Below are 16,684 nucleotides of genomic sequence, written 5' to 3'. Positions count from 1 at the left end.
CCTTTGTAATTGTTTTGTAATTATTATTTGATAATATTATAGTCGGATTATTCTTAGCAAAGCTTTAAAAAAGCTTAAGTTAAAAGAGGAAATAAAATTATTTATTTAAAAAGAGAGATTAATCTCTCTTTCTACTTCTGTCACCTGATGGTCTATCACTTCTTGGTCTGTCTGTTCTTGGTTTATTAGATCTATCAGAAGCTGGTCTATCACCTCTTGGTGCTCTATTTCTATCACCACCTCTTGAGTTTCTATCTGATCTTCCACCTCTTGAATCACCACTTCTTGAACCGCCTCTTGAGCCAAATCTTCCACCTCTTGAATTTCTTCCAGATGAACCTTCACCTTCATATCTTGATGAATTTTCTATTAATCTTTTTATATCAGACTCTGACTTACCAATATTATTGTTTCCTTGAACATAAGTAGATGCTGAAATCATTGAAGCTAATTTAAATGCAATTGTTGAAATATCAAACTCTTCTTTTAATTCTTCAACTAATGCTAAAGCATAATCTTTTATCTCTTGCTCACTAATTTGTTGTTTTAGTTCTGCTATTTTTTTAACTTTTACAGAATCAATATTTGGAACAATTTTAGGTTCTAATTTAGTTCCTATATTTTTTTCGATTTTTTGTAACATTCTAAATTCATGAGGAGTTACAATAGATACAGCTACTCCTTCTTTACCAGCACGACCAGTTCTTCCAATTCTATGAACATAAGACTCTGAATCAAACGGTAAATGATAATTAAATACGTGTGATACATCATTTACATCAAGTCCACGTGCTGCAACATCCGTTGCAATTAAAATTTCTAATTTTGAAGTTTTAAATGCTCTAATAGCCTCTTCTCTTTGTCTTTGTTCCATATCACCATGAAGACCTTTTGCCATAAATCCTTGAGAAACCATAAATGTTGATAATCTATCCACTTCTTTTTTAGTTCTACAGAAAATAATTGATTTACTTGGATTTTTATAGTCGTATAGTCTAATAAGAGCATCATCTCTTTCTCTTTCATCAACAACATAGAAAGTTTGAGTAATTTTTGAATTTGTCACATCACTTTTTGTTAAAGTTACAAATTCTGGCTCATTTAAGATAGTTTTTGCAAGATTTTTAATAGCTGTTGGCATAGTTGCAGAGAATAATAGAGTTTGTCTCTCTTTTGGTAAGAAAGTAAAAATTTCTTTAATATCATCTAAAAATCCCATATCAAGCATCTCATCAGCTTCATCAAGAATAACAAAATCAGGTTTTATATCAATTTTATCACCTCTTAATAAATCTAAAAATCTACCAGGAGTTGCAATAATAACACTTGCATTTTCAATTAATTTAATTTGTCTAGCATACGCTTGCCCACCATAAACTGTTGCTGTATTAATTCCCAAAAGTTTTCCAAATCTATATATTTCATCTGAAACTTGCATTGCAAGTTCTCTTGTTGGAACAATAACAACAGCCTCAACTCCTGATTTTCCTTTTAATTTATTTAAAATAGGAAGTCCAAATGCTGCTGTTTTACCTGTACCTGTATGTGCTTGACCAACAATATCTTTACCTGCTAATATGAACGGAATAGCTTGTTCTTGAATAGGACTTGGCTCTTTAAAACCTGCATCATCGATTGCTTTTTGTAATTGTTCTTTGAAATTGAATTCATTAAATGTCATTTTTTTACCTTAGTATATGATTTATTAAAAATACACACGGTTATATAAGCTAGATTTAAATCTCCCATAAATGTACAATTAAAACGCAATTTGAGTCTTGCAAGTAAGTCAGTTTTGAAAAATGAATCTTTGATATAAAATCAAAGTAAAATGGGTATATAAATGTGTATAATTTCGCGGAGTATATCTATTTTTAGATAAATTTAAGCTTTAAGAAAAAGAGCAAAGCTCTTAATCTTATAAATCCTCTAAACCTTTATAGTTCTCTAAGTATTTAGTATCATAATTATTTGAAATAAAATCTTCGTTTTCCATCATTTTTTGATGGAATGGAATAGTTGTTTTAATTCCATCTACTTCAAACTCTTTTAAAGCTCTTTTCATAATATTTATAGCTTTATTTCTATCTCTTCCCCAAACAATTAGTTTACCAATCATTGAATCATAATAAGGTGGAACAACATAGTTTGTATAAACATGTGAATCAACTCTTACATTTCTTCCTCCTGGAACCATCCATTGAGTAACTTTTCCTGGACATGGTAAAAATGTATTTGGATCTTCTGCTGTGATTCTACACTCAATAGCATGACCTCTAAATTTAATAGATTCTTGAGCTGGAACTTTTTCACCTTCAGCTACTTTAATCATAAGTTCAACAATATCAATTCCTGAAACCATTTCAGAAACAGGATGCTCAACTTGAAGTCTTGTATTCATTTCCATAAAATAGATATTTTGTTTATCATCAGCTAAAAATTCAAAAGTTCCTGCACCTTCATATTTTAAATATTTTGTAGCCTTAACTGCAACATCTAAAAGTTTTTGTCTTGTTTCTTCATTTAATAAAATAGCAGGTGATTCTTCGATAACTTTTTGATGTCTTCTTTGTAAAGAACAATCTCTTTCACCAATGTGAATTGCATTACCATGAGAATCTCCAACAACTTGAACTTCAATATGTCTTGGATTACTAATAAATCTTTCAAGATACATTGTCCCATCACCAAATGCAGCAAGAGCTTCACTTGAAGCAGCCATAAATAGTTGATCGAATTCAGACTCATCTTTGATAAGTCTCATTCCTCTTCCACCACCACCAGCAGCAGCTTTTGCCATTATTGGATAACCTATTTCAAGAGCAACTTTTTTACCTTCAGCAACAGAATGTACAGCACCTTTTGAACCTGGAACAACAGGTACACCAGCTTTAATCATCTCTTCTTTTGCTTTAGATTTATCAGCCATTTTTTCCATTACTTCAACAGATGGACCAATAAATTTGATATTGTGTAATCTACAAATTTCTACAAAATCTTGATTTTCAGATAAAAAACCATATCCTGGGAAAATTGCATCACAACCTGTCATTTCAGCAGCTGTTATAATTGCTGGAATATTTAAGTAAGACTCACTTGATTTTGCACCACCAATACAAACAGCTTCATCTGCATGTTTTAAATATGATGCATTTTTATCACCAGCACTATAAATAGCAACTGATTTTTTTCCCATTTCTCTTATTGTTCTAACAGCTCTTTGAACGATTTCTCCTCTGTTAGCTATTAAAATTTTTTTAATTTCTGCCATACTTAACTCTTATAGCTTTTCAACGCAGAATATAGGCATATCATATTCTACAGGAGAACCATCTTTAACTAAAATTTCTAAAATTTTACAATCAAATTCAGCTTCAACTTCGTTCATGATTTTCATTGCTTCTAATATACAAAGAGTTTGTCCTTTTTTAACAGTGCTTCCTACTTCAACAAATGCAGGAGACTCAGGAGAAGGAGAAGAATAGAAAGTTCCAACCATTGGAGAAGTTATAAAATCTCCACTTTTTGGTGCTATTGAAGTTTCAGTAACAACAGGAGCTGATATAGTTACAGGAGCTGCAACAGCCGCTGGAGCTTGTGCAACAGTTGAAGTTGTAACTGTTGTTACACCACTTTCAAAACCTCTTTGCATAGAGATTTCGAATTCACCTTCTTTAACTTTTAACTTGTTAAGTTCACTCTTGTCGAAAACTCTTATTAATTCTTTGATGTCTTTAAAATCCATACTTAGCCTTTTTTATTTAGTAAAATTTTTTCTGATAATATCACATTTTTTCTGATAAATATATTTTTGCTTATTTAAATAAGCTTTATTTAAGTTTAATAATTAAAATATCTTTTTGATATAATATAAAAAATTAATTCTAGGAATATTATGTTAAACGATAGAAGTTTTATAAATATCGCAAAAGAAATAGCACTTGCTTCAAAATGTGTATCAAAACAAGTTGGAGCAGTAATTGTAAAAGATGGAAGAATTTTATCAACAGGATATAATGGAACACCAGCTGGTTACAAAAACTGTAGTGACCATTGGAATGGAGAATATACAAAAGATCATCACGAATGGTCAAAAACTTATGAAATTCACGCTGAAATGAATGCAATAATTTGGGCAGCTAGAAAAGGTATTTCAATAGAAGGTGCAACTATTTATGTAACTCTTGAGCCTTGTAGTGAATGTTCTAAAAATCTAATTGCAAGTGGGATAAAAAGAATAGTTTATGAAAAAGCTTACGAACATACAAATTCTGAAATTATTTCAAAATTTATTAAAGACAATAATGTACAAATTGAACAAATCAAATCATAAAAAAGACAATACAGAGTTCTACAAAAAATCTTTAACTAAATATGGAATTAGCGCAAAAGGAGTTCATTGGAACTCTCAATATACTCAATATAAAAGATTTGAAATTTTAACAAGTTTTATAAAAGACGTAGAATCCTCTTATATAATAGATGCAGGATGTGGACTTGGAGAATATTATAATTATCTATTTGATTCACATAAAAAACCTTTTAATTATTTAGGAATAGATTGTGAAGAGATGATGATTGAGCTTGCAAAAAAGAGATTTATTAATGTGGATTTTAAAATAATTGATATTTTAAAAGATGAATTAATAGAAGCTGATTATTATGTTTGTAGTGGAGCAATGAATTTATTGCAAAAAGAAAAAATATTTATTTTTATAGAAAAATGTTTTATCTTTTCAAAAAAAGGTTTTGCTTTTAATTTCTTAAAAAACGACCCCTTAACAAATATAAATATTAAAGATATTATAGAACATTCAAAGAAATTGACAAAAAATGTTACTATAAAAGAAGATTATTTACAAAACGATATCTCAATTTATTTAGAAAAATAAAATATCATAAGTTTCTCATATTTTGAATATAGAATTGCTATAATTAATAAAGGAGAAAATATGAAAATTGGTCTATTTATTCCATGTTTTATGAATGAACTCTATCCTCTAGTTTGTAAAGCAACTTATAAAATATTAAAAAATCAAGGATTAGATGTTGATTATCCATTAAGTCAAACTTGCTGTGGACAACCTATGGCAAATTCTGGTTGCTCAAAAGATGTAAAAGATTTAGCTATTTCTTTTGTAAAAACTTTTAAAAATTATGATTATATAGTTGCACCTAGTGGTTCATGTGTTACTATGGTAAAAGAACATTACGGTGAATTTTTTGATGATAATGAAGATTATAATAAGGTAAAAGCTTCTATTTATGAAATTTGCGAATTTTTGCATGATATAATTAAAATTGAAAATATAAAATTTGAACACTCTTTCCCTTATAAAGTAGGAATTCATAACTCTTGTCATGGTCATAGAGTTCTAAAACTAGCAACTGCAAGTGAATTAAATATCCCATATAACTCAAAATTAAAAAATCTTTTAGAAAAAGTACCTAATATAGAACTTATAACTTTAAAAAGAGAAGATGAATGCTGTGGTTTTGGTGGAACATTTAGTGTTGCAGAAGAAGCTGTTTCAGTTGCGATGGGAAAAGATAGAATCAAAGACCATCTAAATTCTAATGCACAAATTATAACAGGTGCAGATATGTCATGTCTTATGCATATGGATGGAATCATAAATAGAGATAAAAATCCAGTTAAAGTTATGCATATAGTTGAAATTTTAGCTGGAGTTAGACCATGAGTACAAATCACAATCACTCAGATAATGCAACAAAATTTGTAGCAAATGATGAAAGAATGCATTGGCATGACCAAGCTTTATGGTTTGTAAGAGAAAAAAGAGACAGAGCTAGTAAATCTATCCCTGAATGGGAAAATTTAAGGGAATTTGCTAATCAAATAAAAACTCATACAATGGCAAATTTAGATAAATATCTATTAGAATTTGAAGAAAATGCTACAAAAAAAGGTATAAAAGTTCATTTTGCAATGGATGCAAAAGAGCATAATGAAATAGTTTACAACATACTAAATTCACACAATGTAAAAAAACTTGTAAAATCTAAATCTATGTTAACAGAAGAGTGTCATTTAAATCCATATTTAGAATCAAAAGGCATTGAAGTAATTGATACAGATTTAGGTGAAAGAATAGTTCAATTAAGAAATGAACCACCTTCACATATAGTTCTTCCAGCAATTCACTTAAAAAAATCTGATGTTTCTGATACTTTTCATGAACATTTAGGTACAGAACTTGGAAATTATGACCCAACTTATCTAACACGAGCTGCAAGAAGTGCTTTAAGAGAAGATTTTTTAACAGCCCAAGCAGGACTTACAGGGGTAAATTTTGCAATAGCAAATACAGGTGGTGTTGTAGTTTGTACAAATGAAGGAAATGCAGATATGGGAGCTAGTGTTCCTAAACTTCATATAGCTTCAATGGGAATGGAAAAAATTATTCCAAGACTTGAAGATTTGTCTGTATTTACAAGACTTCTTGCAAGAAGTGCAACGGGTCAGCCAATAACTTCTTATACTTCACATTTCCATGGAAGTGTTGAAGGTGGAGAGATGCATATAATTATTGTAGATAATAAAAGAAGTCAATTTTTATCATCACATAAAAATAAAAAAGCTCTAAATTGTATTAGATGTGGAGCTTGCATGAATACATGTCCTGTATATAGAAGAAGTGGTGGTCATTCTTATGAGTATGTAATTCCAGGACCAATTGGTTCTATTTTAGGAAGTGCTAGACATCCTGATACGCATAACTCATTACCATTTGCTTGTACTCTATGTGGTTCATGTACAAATGTTTGTCCAGTTAAAATTGATTTAGATTCACAACTTTATAGTCTAAGACAAGATTTAGGAAATGCAAATTTAATAGATAGCAAAAAGAAAATGGCGATGAAGGTAACCACATGGTTAATGAATAAACCAACCATATTTGAAATGGCTGGAAAAATGGCAAGATTTATAGTTCCAAAACTTCCAAATTCGATTTTATATAACAAATCTAATGTTTGGGGAAAACAAAGAGAATTACCAAAAATGCCTAAAAAAAGCTTCAAAGAGATGTTTAGAAATGGAGAATTAGATGACTAGTAAAGAAAAAATTTTAGACTCTATAAGAAAAAACAATATTGTAAAAGATGTAAAACTTCCAAGTTATGAAAATTTTGGAATTAAATTTGAAGATAAATTTCAAACTTTTTCAACTATGATTGAGAGTGTTGGTGGGAAAGCTTTAGTTATTAACAAAGAAGATTTAGACAAAACTATAAAAGAGTTATATCCTGATGAAAAGCAAATTGTCTGTAATGTCGAAGCTTGTAGTTTAGGAAACTTTGATTCAAATAGTATTGATGATGCCCATGATTTAAAAGATATTGATTTAGCAATAGTAAAAGGTAATTTTGCAGTTGCTGAAAATGGTGCTATCTGGATGAAAAATGAAAGTAACAGACATAGAGCTTTATATTTTATTGCTCAAAATATTGTGATTGTAATTGATGAAAAAGAGATTTTAGATAATATGCATGAAGCTTATAAAAGAATCTCTTTTGAAGATAGTGGATATGGAGTTTTTATTTCAGGTCCTTCAAAAACAGCAGATATTGAACAATCACTTGTAATTGGAGCTCATGGTCCAAAATCAGGATATGTGATTTTTCTAAAATCTTGATATAATTGCTAAATAGGGGATAATAATGAAATATTTTTTACTATTTAGCATACTTTTTCACAACTTCTTATTTGCAAATGAACCAAAAGAGGTATTGTTAATTCACTCTTATCATAAAGGTTATAGTTGGAGTGATGATATTTCAAAAACTATTGAAAAAAATTTTGCAAAATATAAAGACATAGAATTAACTACTGTTTATATGGATACAAAAAGAATAGATGATAATAACTATATAAAAAATTTAGCAAAACTATATGAACAACAATTTTTTGATAGAAAATTTGATTTAATAATTGTAAGTGATAATAATGCATTTGATTTTATGTTCACTTATCATAAAACTTTATTTAAAGATATACCTGTTTTATTTTGTGGAATAAATAATTTTGATAAAGCCTTATTAGAAAAAAATGGAATGAAAGATTATATGACAGGAGTTGCTGAAGAAGTAGATTTAGAGAAAAACTTTGAACTTATTTCTAAACTACATCCTAATTTAAAAAATCTTTTAATAATAAATGACACCTCTTCAACTGGTTATGCAATAAAAAGAGATTTAGACCCAATAATAAAAAGATATGAAGAAAAATTCAATATAGAATATACAGATAATTTAGAATTTTCAAACTTAAAAACTAAAGTTTCAAACTTAGATAAACAAAATAGTGTAATACTTTTTGTTTTATTATTTAAAGATACAACAGGAAAATATTTTACATACAAACAAAGTTTTAAACAAGTAAAAGAAGTAAGTAGTGTACCTATTTATGGACTTTGGGATTTTTATTTAAATGATGGAATTGTGGGAGGACTTTTAACTTCAGCTATTGCTCAAGGCGAAGCTGTATCAAAAATGGCAATAGAAGTTCTAAATGGTAAAAATATAAAAGATATTCCTGCACTTGAAAAATCACCAAATTTATATATATTTGATTACAATGAATTAAAAAGATTTAATATAGATATTTCAGATTATGTGAATAATCCAATAATCATAAATGAACCAAGTTCAATCTATAAAGAACATACAAAATTTTTTATAATTACTCTTCTAATCATTTCAATTTTAACAATTATTGTTGTAATTTTAAAAGCAAATATTCAAAGAAGAGAAAAATTAGAACTTGCCCTTTCAAATAGAATAGAATTTGATAAGGTTCTAATAAATACTATTCCAAATCCAATATATTATAAGAATATAGATGGAAAGTTTTTAGGCTGTAATACAAGTTTTGAGAACTTAGTTAATTGCTCTAAAAATGAGATTATTGGAAAAACTGCATTTGATTTTTTTCCATTAAAAGTGGCAACTACCAATACATTAATAGATAAAGAATTATTAAAAACCTTTTCTACAAGCACTTCAGAATTTACATTTTATACCCAATCAAATGAGATGAAACATATTATTTTAAACAAAGCTGTTTATAAAAATATTGATGGAACAGTTGGTGGAATTGTTTGTATTATGGATGATATAACAGAAAGAATTCAACAAAAACAATTTTTAATCCAACAAAGCAAACTAGCTGAAATGGGAGATATGATTGCAGCTATTGCTCATCAATGGAATGAACCTTTAGTTGAATTATCAGCACTTGTTCAAGATATACAAACTTCTTATTTATTAAATGAACTAAAAGAGGTAAATGTAAAAGATTTTGTAAATGATTCTATGGTTCAAATAAAATATATGTCAAAAACTCTAAGTGATTTTAGAAACTTTTTAAAACCATCAACTAAGAAAAAACTTTTTTCTATCTCAAAAGCCTTAAATGAAATAAATGAAATTATTGGAAAACAGATTTTTTATTCAAATATTATCATGAATTTTAATTACGAAAATAAAAATGAAGAACTACTAATTTATGGTTATGAAAATGAATTTAAACAAGTTTTATTAAATCTTATAAATAATGCAAAAAATAAAATCGTTGAAAATAAAAATGAAGATAATAAAAAATATAAAATTGATATAAATATAAAAAGATGTCAAAATTTTAATACAATAGAAATTGTTGATGATGGTGGGAAAATTGATGAAAAAATTATAAATTCGATTTTTGAACCATATTTCACTACAAAAGAGAGTGGAACGGGAATTGGTCTTTATATGGCAAAAGTTATAATTGAAGATAAAATGAGAGGAACAATAAGCGCTAAAAATGATGAAAATCGCGTAATATTTACTATAAAACTTCCTCATAAAAAGGTTTAAAATGAAAATTTTACTTTTAGAAGATAACAAAAAATTAAATGAAGCAATTACAAAAAGATTAAATCTTAAAGGTTACAATGTTTTATCTTTTATAGATGGAAAAGATGCTTATGAGATGGTAACCGAAGGTTTTTCTTGTTTTATTTTGGATATAAATGTTCCAAATATTGATGGAATAAAAATATTAAAAAAAATTAGAGAATATTATAACTCTTTACCTGTAATTATAATCAGTGCTAGTGTTGAACTTGATGTTATAAAACAAGCTTATGATTTTGGCTGTAATGATTTTTTGAAAAAGCCTTTTTTTATAGATGAACTAGAAATAAAAATAGAAAAATTATGTAATATCCAAAATGATAAAATCTTTTTTGATGAAAACTCATATTTTGATTTTAAATCCTCTTTAGTAAGTATAAATGATGAAGAAAATAGGCTAACAAAAAAAGAGAAACTTTTATTAAATCTATTTTTAACAAAAAAAAATCAGCTCATTTCATACGAAAGTATAGAAAATTATGTTTGGGAAGGTAATTTTGCCTCTTTAGAATCTATAAGAAGTCTAATTAGAAGAGTTAGAAAAATTTTAAATAAAGATTATATTCAAACAGTTGTGGATACTGGATATATATTTAAAACAGATTAATCATAAATAAAAAATCAGTTAATATCATATTATTTTCATTTTCAAAAGTTAAAATTTAAAAAAGGATAAATAAATGTTAGAAAGCAGATACCAAAAATTTTACGATGAAATTTCAACTAAAATTTCAAAAGATAAAATATTCACAGATAAACTTCATACTTTAGCATATGGAACTGATGCCTCTTTTTATAGGTTAATCCCAAAAATAGTAATCAAAGCAGATAATGTAAAAGAAGTTCAAGATATTATAGAATTATCAAACTCTATGAATTTAAGTATAACTTTTAGAGCAGCAGGAACTTCACTTTCTGGTCAAGCGATTAGTGATTCTATTTTGATTATAACTTCAAGAAATTTCTCAAACTTTAAAATTGCTCCTGATGCAAGTTTCATTTCCCTTCAACCAGCACTTACAGGTGCACAAGCAAATGGTTTACTTGCACGTTATGCAAAAAAAATAGGACCAGATCCAGCTAGTATAAATGCAGCTATGATTGGAGGAATTGCAGCAAATAATGCCTCAGGAATGTGCTGTGGAATTTCACAGAACTCATATAAAACTCTTAAATCAATGAAGCTAATCTTTGCAGATGGAACAAAACTTGATACAGCCTGTAATGAAAGTAAAGATGCTTTTAAAAAAAGTCATAAAGAATTTTTAGAACAATTAAAAGAGTTTTCACGTGAAACAAAATCAAATGAAGAGCTAAGAGCAAAAATAGAGAAAAAATTTAAAATCAAAAATACATGTGGTTACTCAATAAATGCACTGATTGATTTTGAAGATGAGTTTGAAATACTTCAACACTTAATCATAGGAAGTGAAGGAACTTTAGCATTTATAGAAGAGATTACTTACTATACAGTTGAAGATTTAAAAGATAAAGCAAGTGCTTTAATCTATTTTAAAGATATGAAAGAAGCTTGCAATGCAGTAACCAAACTAAAACTAGCACGAGATTCAAATCAAATTGTAGTTGATGCGGTTGAACTTATGGACAGAGCTGCTTTAAAAAGTATAGAAAATGACCCCGTTATGCCAAAATTTATAAAAGATTTTGATGATGAGGTTACTGCACTTTTAATAGAAACAAGAGCTTTAAATGATGAAAAACTAGATATTCAAATTAAACAAATTGAAGAATTACTAAAAGAATTTGAAGTAAAAAGAAAGATTTATTTTACAAAAGATGAAGAAGAATATACTCTTTATTGGAAAATAAGAAAGGGCTTATTCCCAGCTGTTGGAGCGGTAAGAGTTACAGGTACAACTGTTATTATCGAAGATGTTGCTTATCCTATTGAGTGTTTGGCTGAAGCTACACTTGAACTTCAAGAATTATTTAGAAAATATGATTATAGTGAAGCTTTGATTTTTGGTCATGCTTTAGAAGGAAATTTCCACTTTGTATTTACTCAAGATTTTTCAGATGCAAAAGAGATAAAAAGATACGATGACTTGATGAATGAAGTTGTTAATTCAGTTGCTTTAAAGTATCAAGGAAGCCTAAAAGCAGAACATGGAACTGGACGAAATATGGCTGCTTTTGTCGAAGTAGAGTGGGGATTAGATGCTTATATTATGATGAAAAAAATCAAATCTTTATTTGACCCAAAAGGTTTATTAAATCCTGGTGTTATAATAAATGATGATAAAGAAGCACACCTTAAAAATCTAAAAACACTTCCAGCAACTAATGAAATAGTTGATAAATGTATTGAGTGTGGATTTTGTGAACCAACTTGTCCTTCAAATGAATTGACTTTAACTCCAAGACAAAGAATTGTAATAAATAGAGAGATTTCAAGACTTGAGCATTTAGGAAATGAAAAAGAGGCAAATGAGTACAAAAAACTTTATCAATATGATGGAATAGAAACTTGTGCAACCTGTAGTTTATGCTCAAATGCTTGTCCTGTTAAAATTGACACAGGAAGTTTGACAAAACATTTAAGAGCTGAACAACTAACTCCAGCAGCAAAATCAATTGCAAATTTTGTAGCAAATAATTTTAGTACAACATTAAAAGGTGTTAGATTTGGTCTTCATAGTGCAAACTTTATACATAAAGTTTTAGGAACTGCTAGTATGGAAACTTTTACTAAAACTATGAGGGATTTAAGTAGAAAATCTCTTCCTAAATGGTCTATTACTATGCCAAAAGGAACAAATATAAATCTTCATTTTGAACAAAAAATAAGAGATAAAAAAGTTGTATATTTTCCTTCATGTATCACAAGAAGCATGGGATTAAATGATATTTCAAAAGAGGAAAAACAATTATTTGATGTAACAATTGAGATTTTACAAAAAGCTGGTTACCAAATAATTTTTCCAAAAGATTTATCAAATCTTTGCTGTGGAATGCCTTTTTCTTCTAAAGGTTTTATTGAAGCATCAAATACAAAATCATCACAATTAGAAGATGCTTTATTATATGCAAGTGAATTTGGGGAATATCCAATTTTATGTGATACAAGTCCTTGTACAAAAAAGATGATGGAAAGTTTTTCACATAAATTAAATATTTATGAACCAATAGAGTTTGCTTTAGAATTCTTAACAAAAGATTTAGAGTTTACAGCTATAAATGAGCCAATTACAATCCATACAACTTGTAGTTCAAGAAAAATGGGTCTTGAAGATAAATTTAAAAAATTAGCAAATTTATGTTCAACAACTGTAATTATTCCATCAGATGTAAAATGCTGTGGATTTGCAGGTGATAGAGGATTTAATTTCCCTGAATTAAACAAATCAGCGCTAAGATATTTAAAAGAGCAAACAGCTGGTGCTAAAATGGCATTTTCAACAAGTAAAACTTGTGAAATTGGATTAAGTGATGAATCAGGACTTGATTATAACTCTATTTTCTATCTTGTAAATCAAGTTACAAAAGCTAAAAATCTATAATCTTTTTTCTATAAAACAGATATTTACCATTTTTTTGGTAAAATATTTGCTTTATGAAAGAAGGAAATGATTATGTATAAATTTTTTTTATCACTAATAATAGGTTCAAGTCTTGCTTATGCATCAACAGTAAATGGTATTGCTATAACAGTAAATGATGAGCCAATTACTATTTATGATATCGATAGAACAATGTCTGTTAATAAAATAACTAAAAATGAAGCGGTGAGTTATTTGATTGACAAAACTCTTTACGACCAAGTAATTGCAGAAAACAATATTACAGCTGATATTTTTGATATCAATGAGTATATTGAAAAACTTGCTGCTTCAAATGGTATGGATATTTACACTTTTAAATCAGTAGTAAAACAAAAATATCCTGATTACTCTATTTTTGAAAATGAGGCAAAAGAGGCTGTTCTTAGACAAAAATTAATTCAAAAATTAGTTAAAGGTCAATTAGCAATAGCAACTGAAGAAGATATGCAACTTTATTATGAAAAAAATATAAATAGCTTTTCTACAGCAAAAAGTTATGAGGTTGTACAATATTCATCAAAAAATAAAGCAGCTTTAATGCAAGTTGTTAAAAATCCTTTAAGCGTTTCTTCTGAAGTTCAAAAAACTCCAATAACATTAGAAACAAAAAATTTACAAGCTCAAATGCAATATTTATTAAATGAAACAAAAATAAATACATTTACACCTATTTTTACAGCAAATAAGCAGTTTATGACTCTTTTTATAAAAAATAAAAATGGCTTAACTGCTCTTTCTTATGAAAGTGTAAAAGGGAAAATTTTTAATGATATTATGATGGAAAGAGAAAAAAAATATCTTAAAGAATATTTTGAAAAACAAAAATTAACAGCAGATATAAAAATAGTTAGATAAAGGAAATAGATGTCAAGTATGTTTGAAGTAATTATCGGATTAGAAGTTCACGCACAGTTAAACACAAATAGTAAACTATTTTGTTCTTGTGCTACAAGCTTTGGAGAAGAACCAAATACAAATGTATGTCCAACTTGTTTAGGATTACCAGGAGCGTTACCAGTTTTAAATAAAGAAGCTGTTCATAAAGCAATTATGCTAGGAACAGCACTAAAAGCAAAAATAAACAAAAAATCTGTTTTTAATAGAAAAAATTACTTCTATCCAGATTTACCAAGTGGATATCAAATTTCTCAATTTGAAATTCCAGTTGTTGGTCTTGGAGAATTAGTTATTGATTTTCCAGATGGAAGACAAAAAACTATTGGTGTAACAAGAGCACACTTAGAAAATGATGCTGGAAAAAATATCCATGCTGGAAATGCTTCACATGTGGATTTAAATAGAGCAGGAACACCACTACTTGAAATTGTTAGTGAACCTGATATGAGAAGTGCTGAAGAAGCTGTTTTATATCTAAAAAAACTTCACTCAATTGTAAGATATCTTGGAATTAGTGATGCTAATATGCAAGAGGGTAGCTTTAGATGTGACGTAAATGTTTCAATTAGACCAAAAGGTGATACAAATCTATATACAAGATGTGAAATCAAAAACATGAACTCTTTTAGATTTATTGAAAAAGCAATTCATTATGAAGTAAATAGACATATTGAAGCTTGGGAAGATGGAGTTCACTCAACTGAAATTGTACAAGAAACTAGACTTTTTGACCCATCAACTGGTGAAACAAGAAGTATGAGAGGAAAAGAGGATGCTGCTGATTATAGATATTTTCCAGATCCAGACCTTTTACCTTTAATCATTACAGATGAAATGATTGCTGAGTATTCAAAAATTCCTGAACTTCCTGATGAGAAAAAAGAGAGATTCGTAAAAGAGTATGGATTAAAAGAGTACGATGCTTCTGTTATAACATCTTCACTTGAAATGGCTAATTTCTTTGATGAAATGATGAACGAAGGAATTAGTGCTAAAAATGCTACTACTTGGCTAACTGTTGAATTACAAGGAAGATTAAAAGAGGGTGTAACTATTGAAGATTCACCTGTAAAATCTAAAACATTAGCAACTCTTGTAAAAAGAATTGAAGACAATACAATCTCAGGAAAAGCAGCTAAAGAAGTTTTAGATTATTTAATGGAAAATGAGACTGATGTTGATTCTGTTATTGAAAAACTTGGACTTAAACAAGTTAGTGATGATGGAGCTTTATTAGCAATTATTGATGAAATTTTAAATGCAAATCAAGATAAAGTAGCTGAATATAAAGCTGGTAAAGAAAAAATGTTTGGATTCTTCGTTGGACAAGCTATGAAAGCTAGTAAAGGGAGTGCAAACCCGAATAAAATCAATGATTTATTAAAAGAAAGATTATCATAATGAAGGAAAAATCTATTGCAGTGATTGGTGCAGGAAAATGGGGATTATCTCTTCATTTTGCACTAAGCCAAAGACAAAAATGTTTAATAACATCAAGAACAAAAAGAGATATTAAAAATTTTGTTGATTTACAAACTGCTTTAGATTGTGACTATTTAGTAATAGCAATTCCTGCTCAAGAAATAAGAAGTTGGCTAAAAGAAAACTTCGTATTTAAAGGGCAAAAAATACTTGTAGCTTCAAAAGGAATTGAAGCATCAAGTGGACAATTTTTAAATGAAATTTATGCTGATTTTGTGCCAGATGAAAATATAGGTTTTATCTCTGGACCATCATTTGCAGCTGAAGTTATCAAAGGTCTTCCATGTGCTTTAGTGATAAATAGTATTTCAAAAAAACTTTATGTAGAGTTTGAAGTTTGTTTTCCAGATTTTATAAAAACCTACTATAGTTCTGATGTAATAGGTGCTGAAGTTGCAGGAGCTTATAAAAATGTACTTGCAATTGCTAGTGGAATTTGTGAAGGATTAAATCTTGGGAAAAATGCTCAAGCTTCACTAATTGCAAGAGGTTTAGTAGAAATGCAAAGATTCGGTAAACATTTTGGAGCAGATGAATCATCTTTTTTAGGATTAAGTGGTGCAGGAGATTTATTTTTAACAGCTAGTTCAACTATGAGTAGAAATTTTAGAGTTGGTTTAGGTCTTGCAAATGATAAAAATCTTGATGAAATTTTAAAAGAATTAGGAGAAGTTGCAGAGGGTGTAAAAACATCTATAGCAATAAAAGAACTATCAAAAAAACACAATATCTATACTCCAATAGCAAATGAAGTTTATCACATAATAAATGGAAAAAATCCAAAAGATAGTTTAAGAGATTTATTAAAAAATTAATTATAAATT

The 16,684-nt window shown here is 28.2% G+C and carries 14 protein-coding genes; 11 read left to right on the top strand and 3 right to left on the bottom strand.

Annotated elements, in window-relative coordinates; translation table 11 throughout:
• Positions 1-118: 118 nt before the first annotated feature.
• From AAQM_RS00200 to accB, 3 genes are all read right to left on the bottom strand, one after another.
• Positions 119-1,681 carry a DEAD/DEAH box helicase gene (locus AAQM_RS00200; RefSeq protein WP_129095453.1) on the bottom strand — a complete coding sequence of 521 codons (1,563 nt, stop codon included), beginning with the start codon at positions 1,679-1,681 and terminating at the stop codon, positions 119-121.
• 237 nt (positions 1,682-1,918) lie between these two features.
• Positions 1,919-3,271 carry an acetyl-CoA carboxylase biotin carboxylase subunit gene (locus AAQM_RS00195; RefSeq protein ID WP_129095454.1) on the bottom strand — a complete coding sequence of 451 codons (1,353 nt, stop codon included), beginning with the start codon at positions 3,269-3,271 and terminating at the stop codon, positions 1,919-1,921.
• 9 nt (positions 3,272-3,280) lie between these two features.
• On the bottom strand, positions 3,281-3,745 hold the full coding sequence (gene accB, locus AAQM_RS00190; protein WP_129095455.1) for an acetyl-CoA carboxylase biotin carboxyl carrier protein: 465 nt from the start codon (positions 3,743-3,745) through the stop codon (positions 3,281-3,283).
• Positions 3,746-3,895: 150 nt separating this feature from the next.
• Here accB and AAQM_RS00185 point away from each other — a divergent pair, with 150 nt between their 5' ends.
• From AAQM_RS00185 to AAQM_RS00135, 11 genes are all read left to right on the top strand, one after another.
• Positions 3,896-4,333, top strand: coding sequence for a deoxycytidylate deaminase (locus AAQM_RS00185; RefSeq protein ID WP_129095456.1), 438 nt, complete (start codon positions 3,896-3,898; stop codon positions 4,331-4,333).
• The gene (locus tag AAQM_RS00180; RefSeq protein WP_129095457.1) at positions 4,305-4,892 is read left to right on the top strand and encodes a class I SAM-dependent methyltransferase; all 588 of its coding nucleotides are present in this window, start codon (positions 4,305-4,307) and stop codon (positions 4,890-4,892) included. Before AAQM_RS00185 ends, AAQM_RS00180 begins: the two co-directional genes overlap by 29 nt.
• Positions 4,893-4,952: 60 nt before the next feature.
• Positions 4,953-5,702, top strand: coding sequence for a (Fe-S)-binding protein (locus tag AAQM_RS00175; RefSeq protein WP_129095458.1), 750 nt, complete (start codon positions 4,953-4,955; stop codon positions 5,700-5,702).
• The gene (locus tag AAQM_RS00170; protein WP_129095459.1) at positions 5,699-7,078 is read left to right on the top strand and encodes a lactate utilization protein B; all 1,380 of its coding nucleotides are present in this window, start codon (positions 5,699-5,701) and stop codon (positions 7,076-7,078) included. Before AAQM_RS00175 ends, AAQM_RS00170 begins: the two co-directional genes overlap by 4 nt.
• Positions 7,071-7,658, top strand: a complete 588-nt coding sequence (locus AAQM_RS00165) for a LutC/YkgG family protein (RefSeq protein WP_129095460.1) — start codon at positions 7,071-7,073, stop codon at positions 7,656-7,658. The genes AAQM_RS00170 and AAQM_RS00165 overlap by 8 nt, the downstream gene beginning before the upstream one ends.
• Positions 7,659-7,683: 25 nt before the next feature.
• Positions 7,684-9,879: a sensor histidine kinase gene (locus AAQM_RS00160; RefSeq protein ID WP_129095461.1), complete on the top strand. Its 2,196-nt coding sequence runs from the start codon at positions 7,684-7,686 to the stop codon at positions 9,877-9,879.
• A 1-nt stretch (position 9,880) separates the two neighbouring features.
• Positions 9,881-10,525 (top strand): response regulator transcription factor, encoded by a 645-nt coding sequence (locus tag AAQM_RS00155; protein ID WP_129095462.1) that lies wholly within the window; start codon positions 9,881-9,883, stop codon positions 10,523-10,525.
• Between the two features lie 73 nt (positions 10,526-10,598).
• Positions 10,599-13,439, top strand: a complete 2,841-nt coding sequence (locus AAQM_RS00150) for an FAD-binding and (Fe-S)-binding domain-containing protein (RefSeq protein WP_129095463.1) — start codon at positions 10,599-10,601, stop codon at positions 13,437-13,439.
• A 72-nt stretch (positions 13,440-13,511) separates the two neighbouring features.
• On the top strand, positions 13,512-14,336 hold the full coding sequence (locus tag AAQM_RS00145) for a peptidylprolyl isomerase (RefSeq protein WP_129095464.1): 825 nt from the start codon (positions 13,512-13,514) through the stop codon (positions 14,334-14,336).
• Positions 14,337-14,354: 18 nt separating this feature from the next.
• Positions 14,355-15,779, top strand: coding sequence for an Asp-tRNA(Asn)/Glu-tRNA(Gln) amidotransferase subunit GatB (gene gatB, locus AAQM_RS00140; RefSeq protein WP_129095566.1), 1,425 nt, complete (start codon positions 14,355-14,357; stop codon positions 15,777-15,779).
• On the top strand, positions 15,779-16,675 hold the full coding sequence (locus AAQM_RS00135; RefSeq protein ID WP_129095465.1) for an NAD(P)H-dependent glycerol-3-phosphate dehydrogenase: 897 nt from the start codon (positions 15,779-15,781) through the stop codon (positions 16,673-16,675). Before gatB ends, AAQM_RS00135 begins: the two co-directional genes overlap by 1 nt.
• Positions 16,676-16,684 lie beyond the last annotated feature (9 nt).

The sequence above is a fragment of the Arcobacter aquimarinus genome (assembly GCF_013177635.1).
Classification (GTDB): domain Bacteria; phylum Campylobacterota; class Campylobacteria; order Campylobacterales; family Arcobacteraceae; genus Aliarcobacter; species Aliarcobacter aquimarinus.
Note: the sequence above shows the minus strand (reverse complement) of the source record. Positions and strands in the feature narration are given on the sequence as shown.

Bases quoted from the DNA above. Each gene is read 5' to 3' on its own strand.
- AAQM_RS00145 (WP_129095464.1), top strand. From the start codon at position 13,512: ATGTATAAATTTTTTTTATCACTAATAATAGGTTCAAGTCTTGCTTAT.
- AAQM_RS00160 (WP_129095461.1), top strand. From the start codon at position 7,684: ATGAAATATTTTTTACTATTTAGCATACTTTTTCACAACTTCTTATTT.
- AAQM_RS00155 (WP_129095462.1), top strand. From the start codon at position 9,881: ATGAAAATTTTACTTTTAGAAGATAACAAAAAATTAAATGAAGCAATT.
- AAQM_RS00200 (WP_129095453.1), bottom strand. From the start codon at position 1,681: ATGACATTTAATGAATTCAATTTCAAAGAACAATTACAAAAAGCAATC.
- gatB (WP_129095566.1), top strand. From the start codon at position 14,355: ATGTTTGAAGTAATTATCGGATTAGAAGTTCACGCACAGTTAAACACA.
- accB (WP_129095455.1), bottom strand. From the start codon at position 3,745: ATGGATTTTAAAGACATCAAAGAATTAATAAGAGTTTTCGACAAGAGT.
- AAQM_RS00150 (WP_129095463.1), top strand. From the start codon at position 10,599: ATGTTAGAAAGCAGATACCAAAAATTTTACGATGAAATTTCAACTAAA.
- AAQM_RS00135 (WP_129095465.1), top strand. From the start codon at position 15,779: ATGAAGGAAAAATCTATTGCAGTGATTGGTGCAGGAAAATGGGGATTA.
- AAQM_RS00180 (WP_129095457.1), top strand. From the start codon at position 4,305: ATGTACAAATTGAACAAATCAAATCATAAAAAAGACAATACAGAGTTC.
- AAQM_RS00195 (WP_129095454.1), bottom strand. From the start codon at position 3,271: ATGGCAGAAATTAAAAAAATTTTAATAGCTAACAGAGGAGAAATCGTT.
- AAQM_RS00185 (WP_129095456.1), top strand. From the start codon at position 3,896: ATGTTAAACGATAGAAGTTTTATAAATATCGCAAAAGAAATAGCACTT.
- AAQM_RS00165 (WP_129095460.1), top strand. From the start codon at position 7,071: ATGACTAGTAAAGAAAAAATTTTAGACTCTATAAGAAAAAACAATATT.
- AAQM_RS00175 (WP_129095458.1), top strand. From the start codon at position 4,953: ATGAAAATTGGTCTATTTATTCCATGTTTTATGAATGAACTCTATCCT.
- AAQM_RS00170 (WP_129095459.1), top strand. From the start codon at position 5,699: ATGAGTACAAATCACAATCACTCAGATAATGCAACAAAATTTGTAGCA.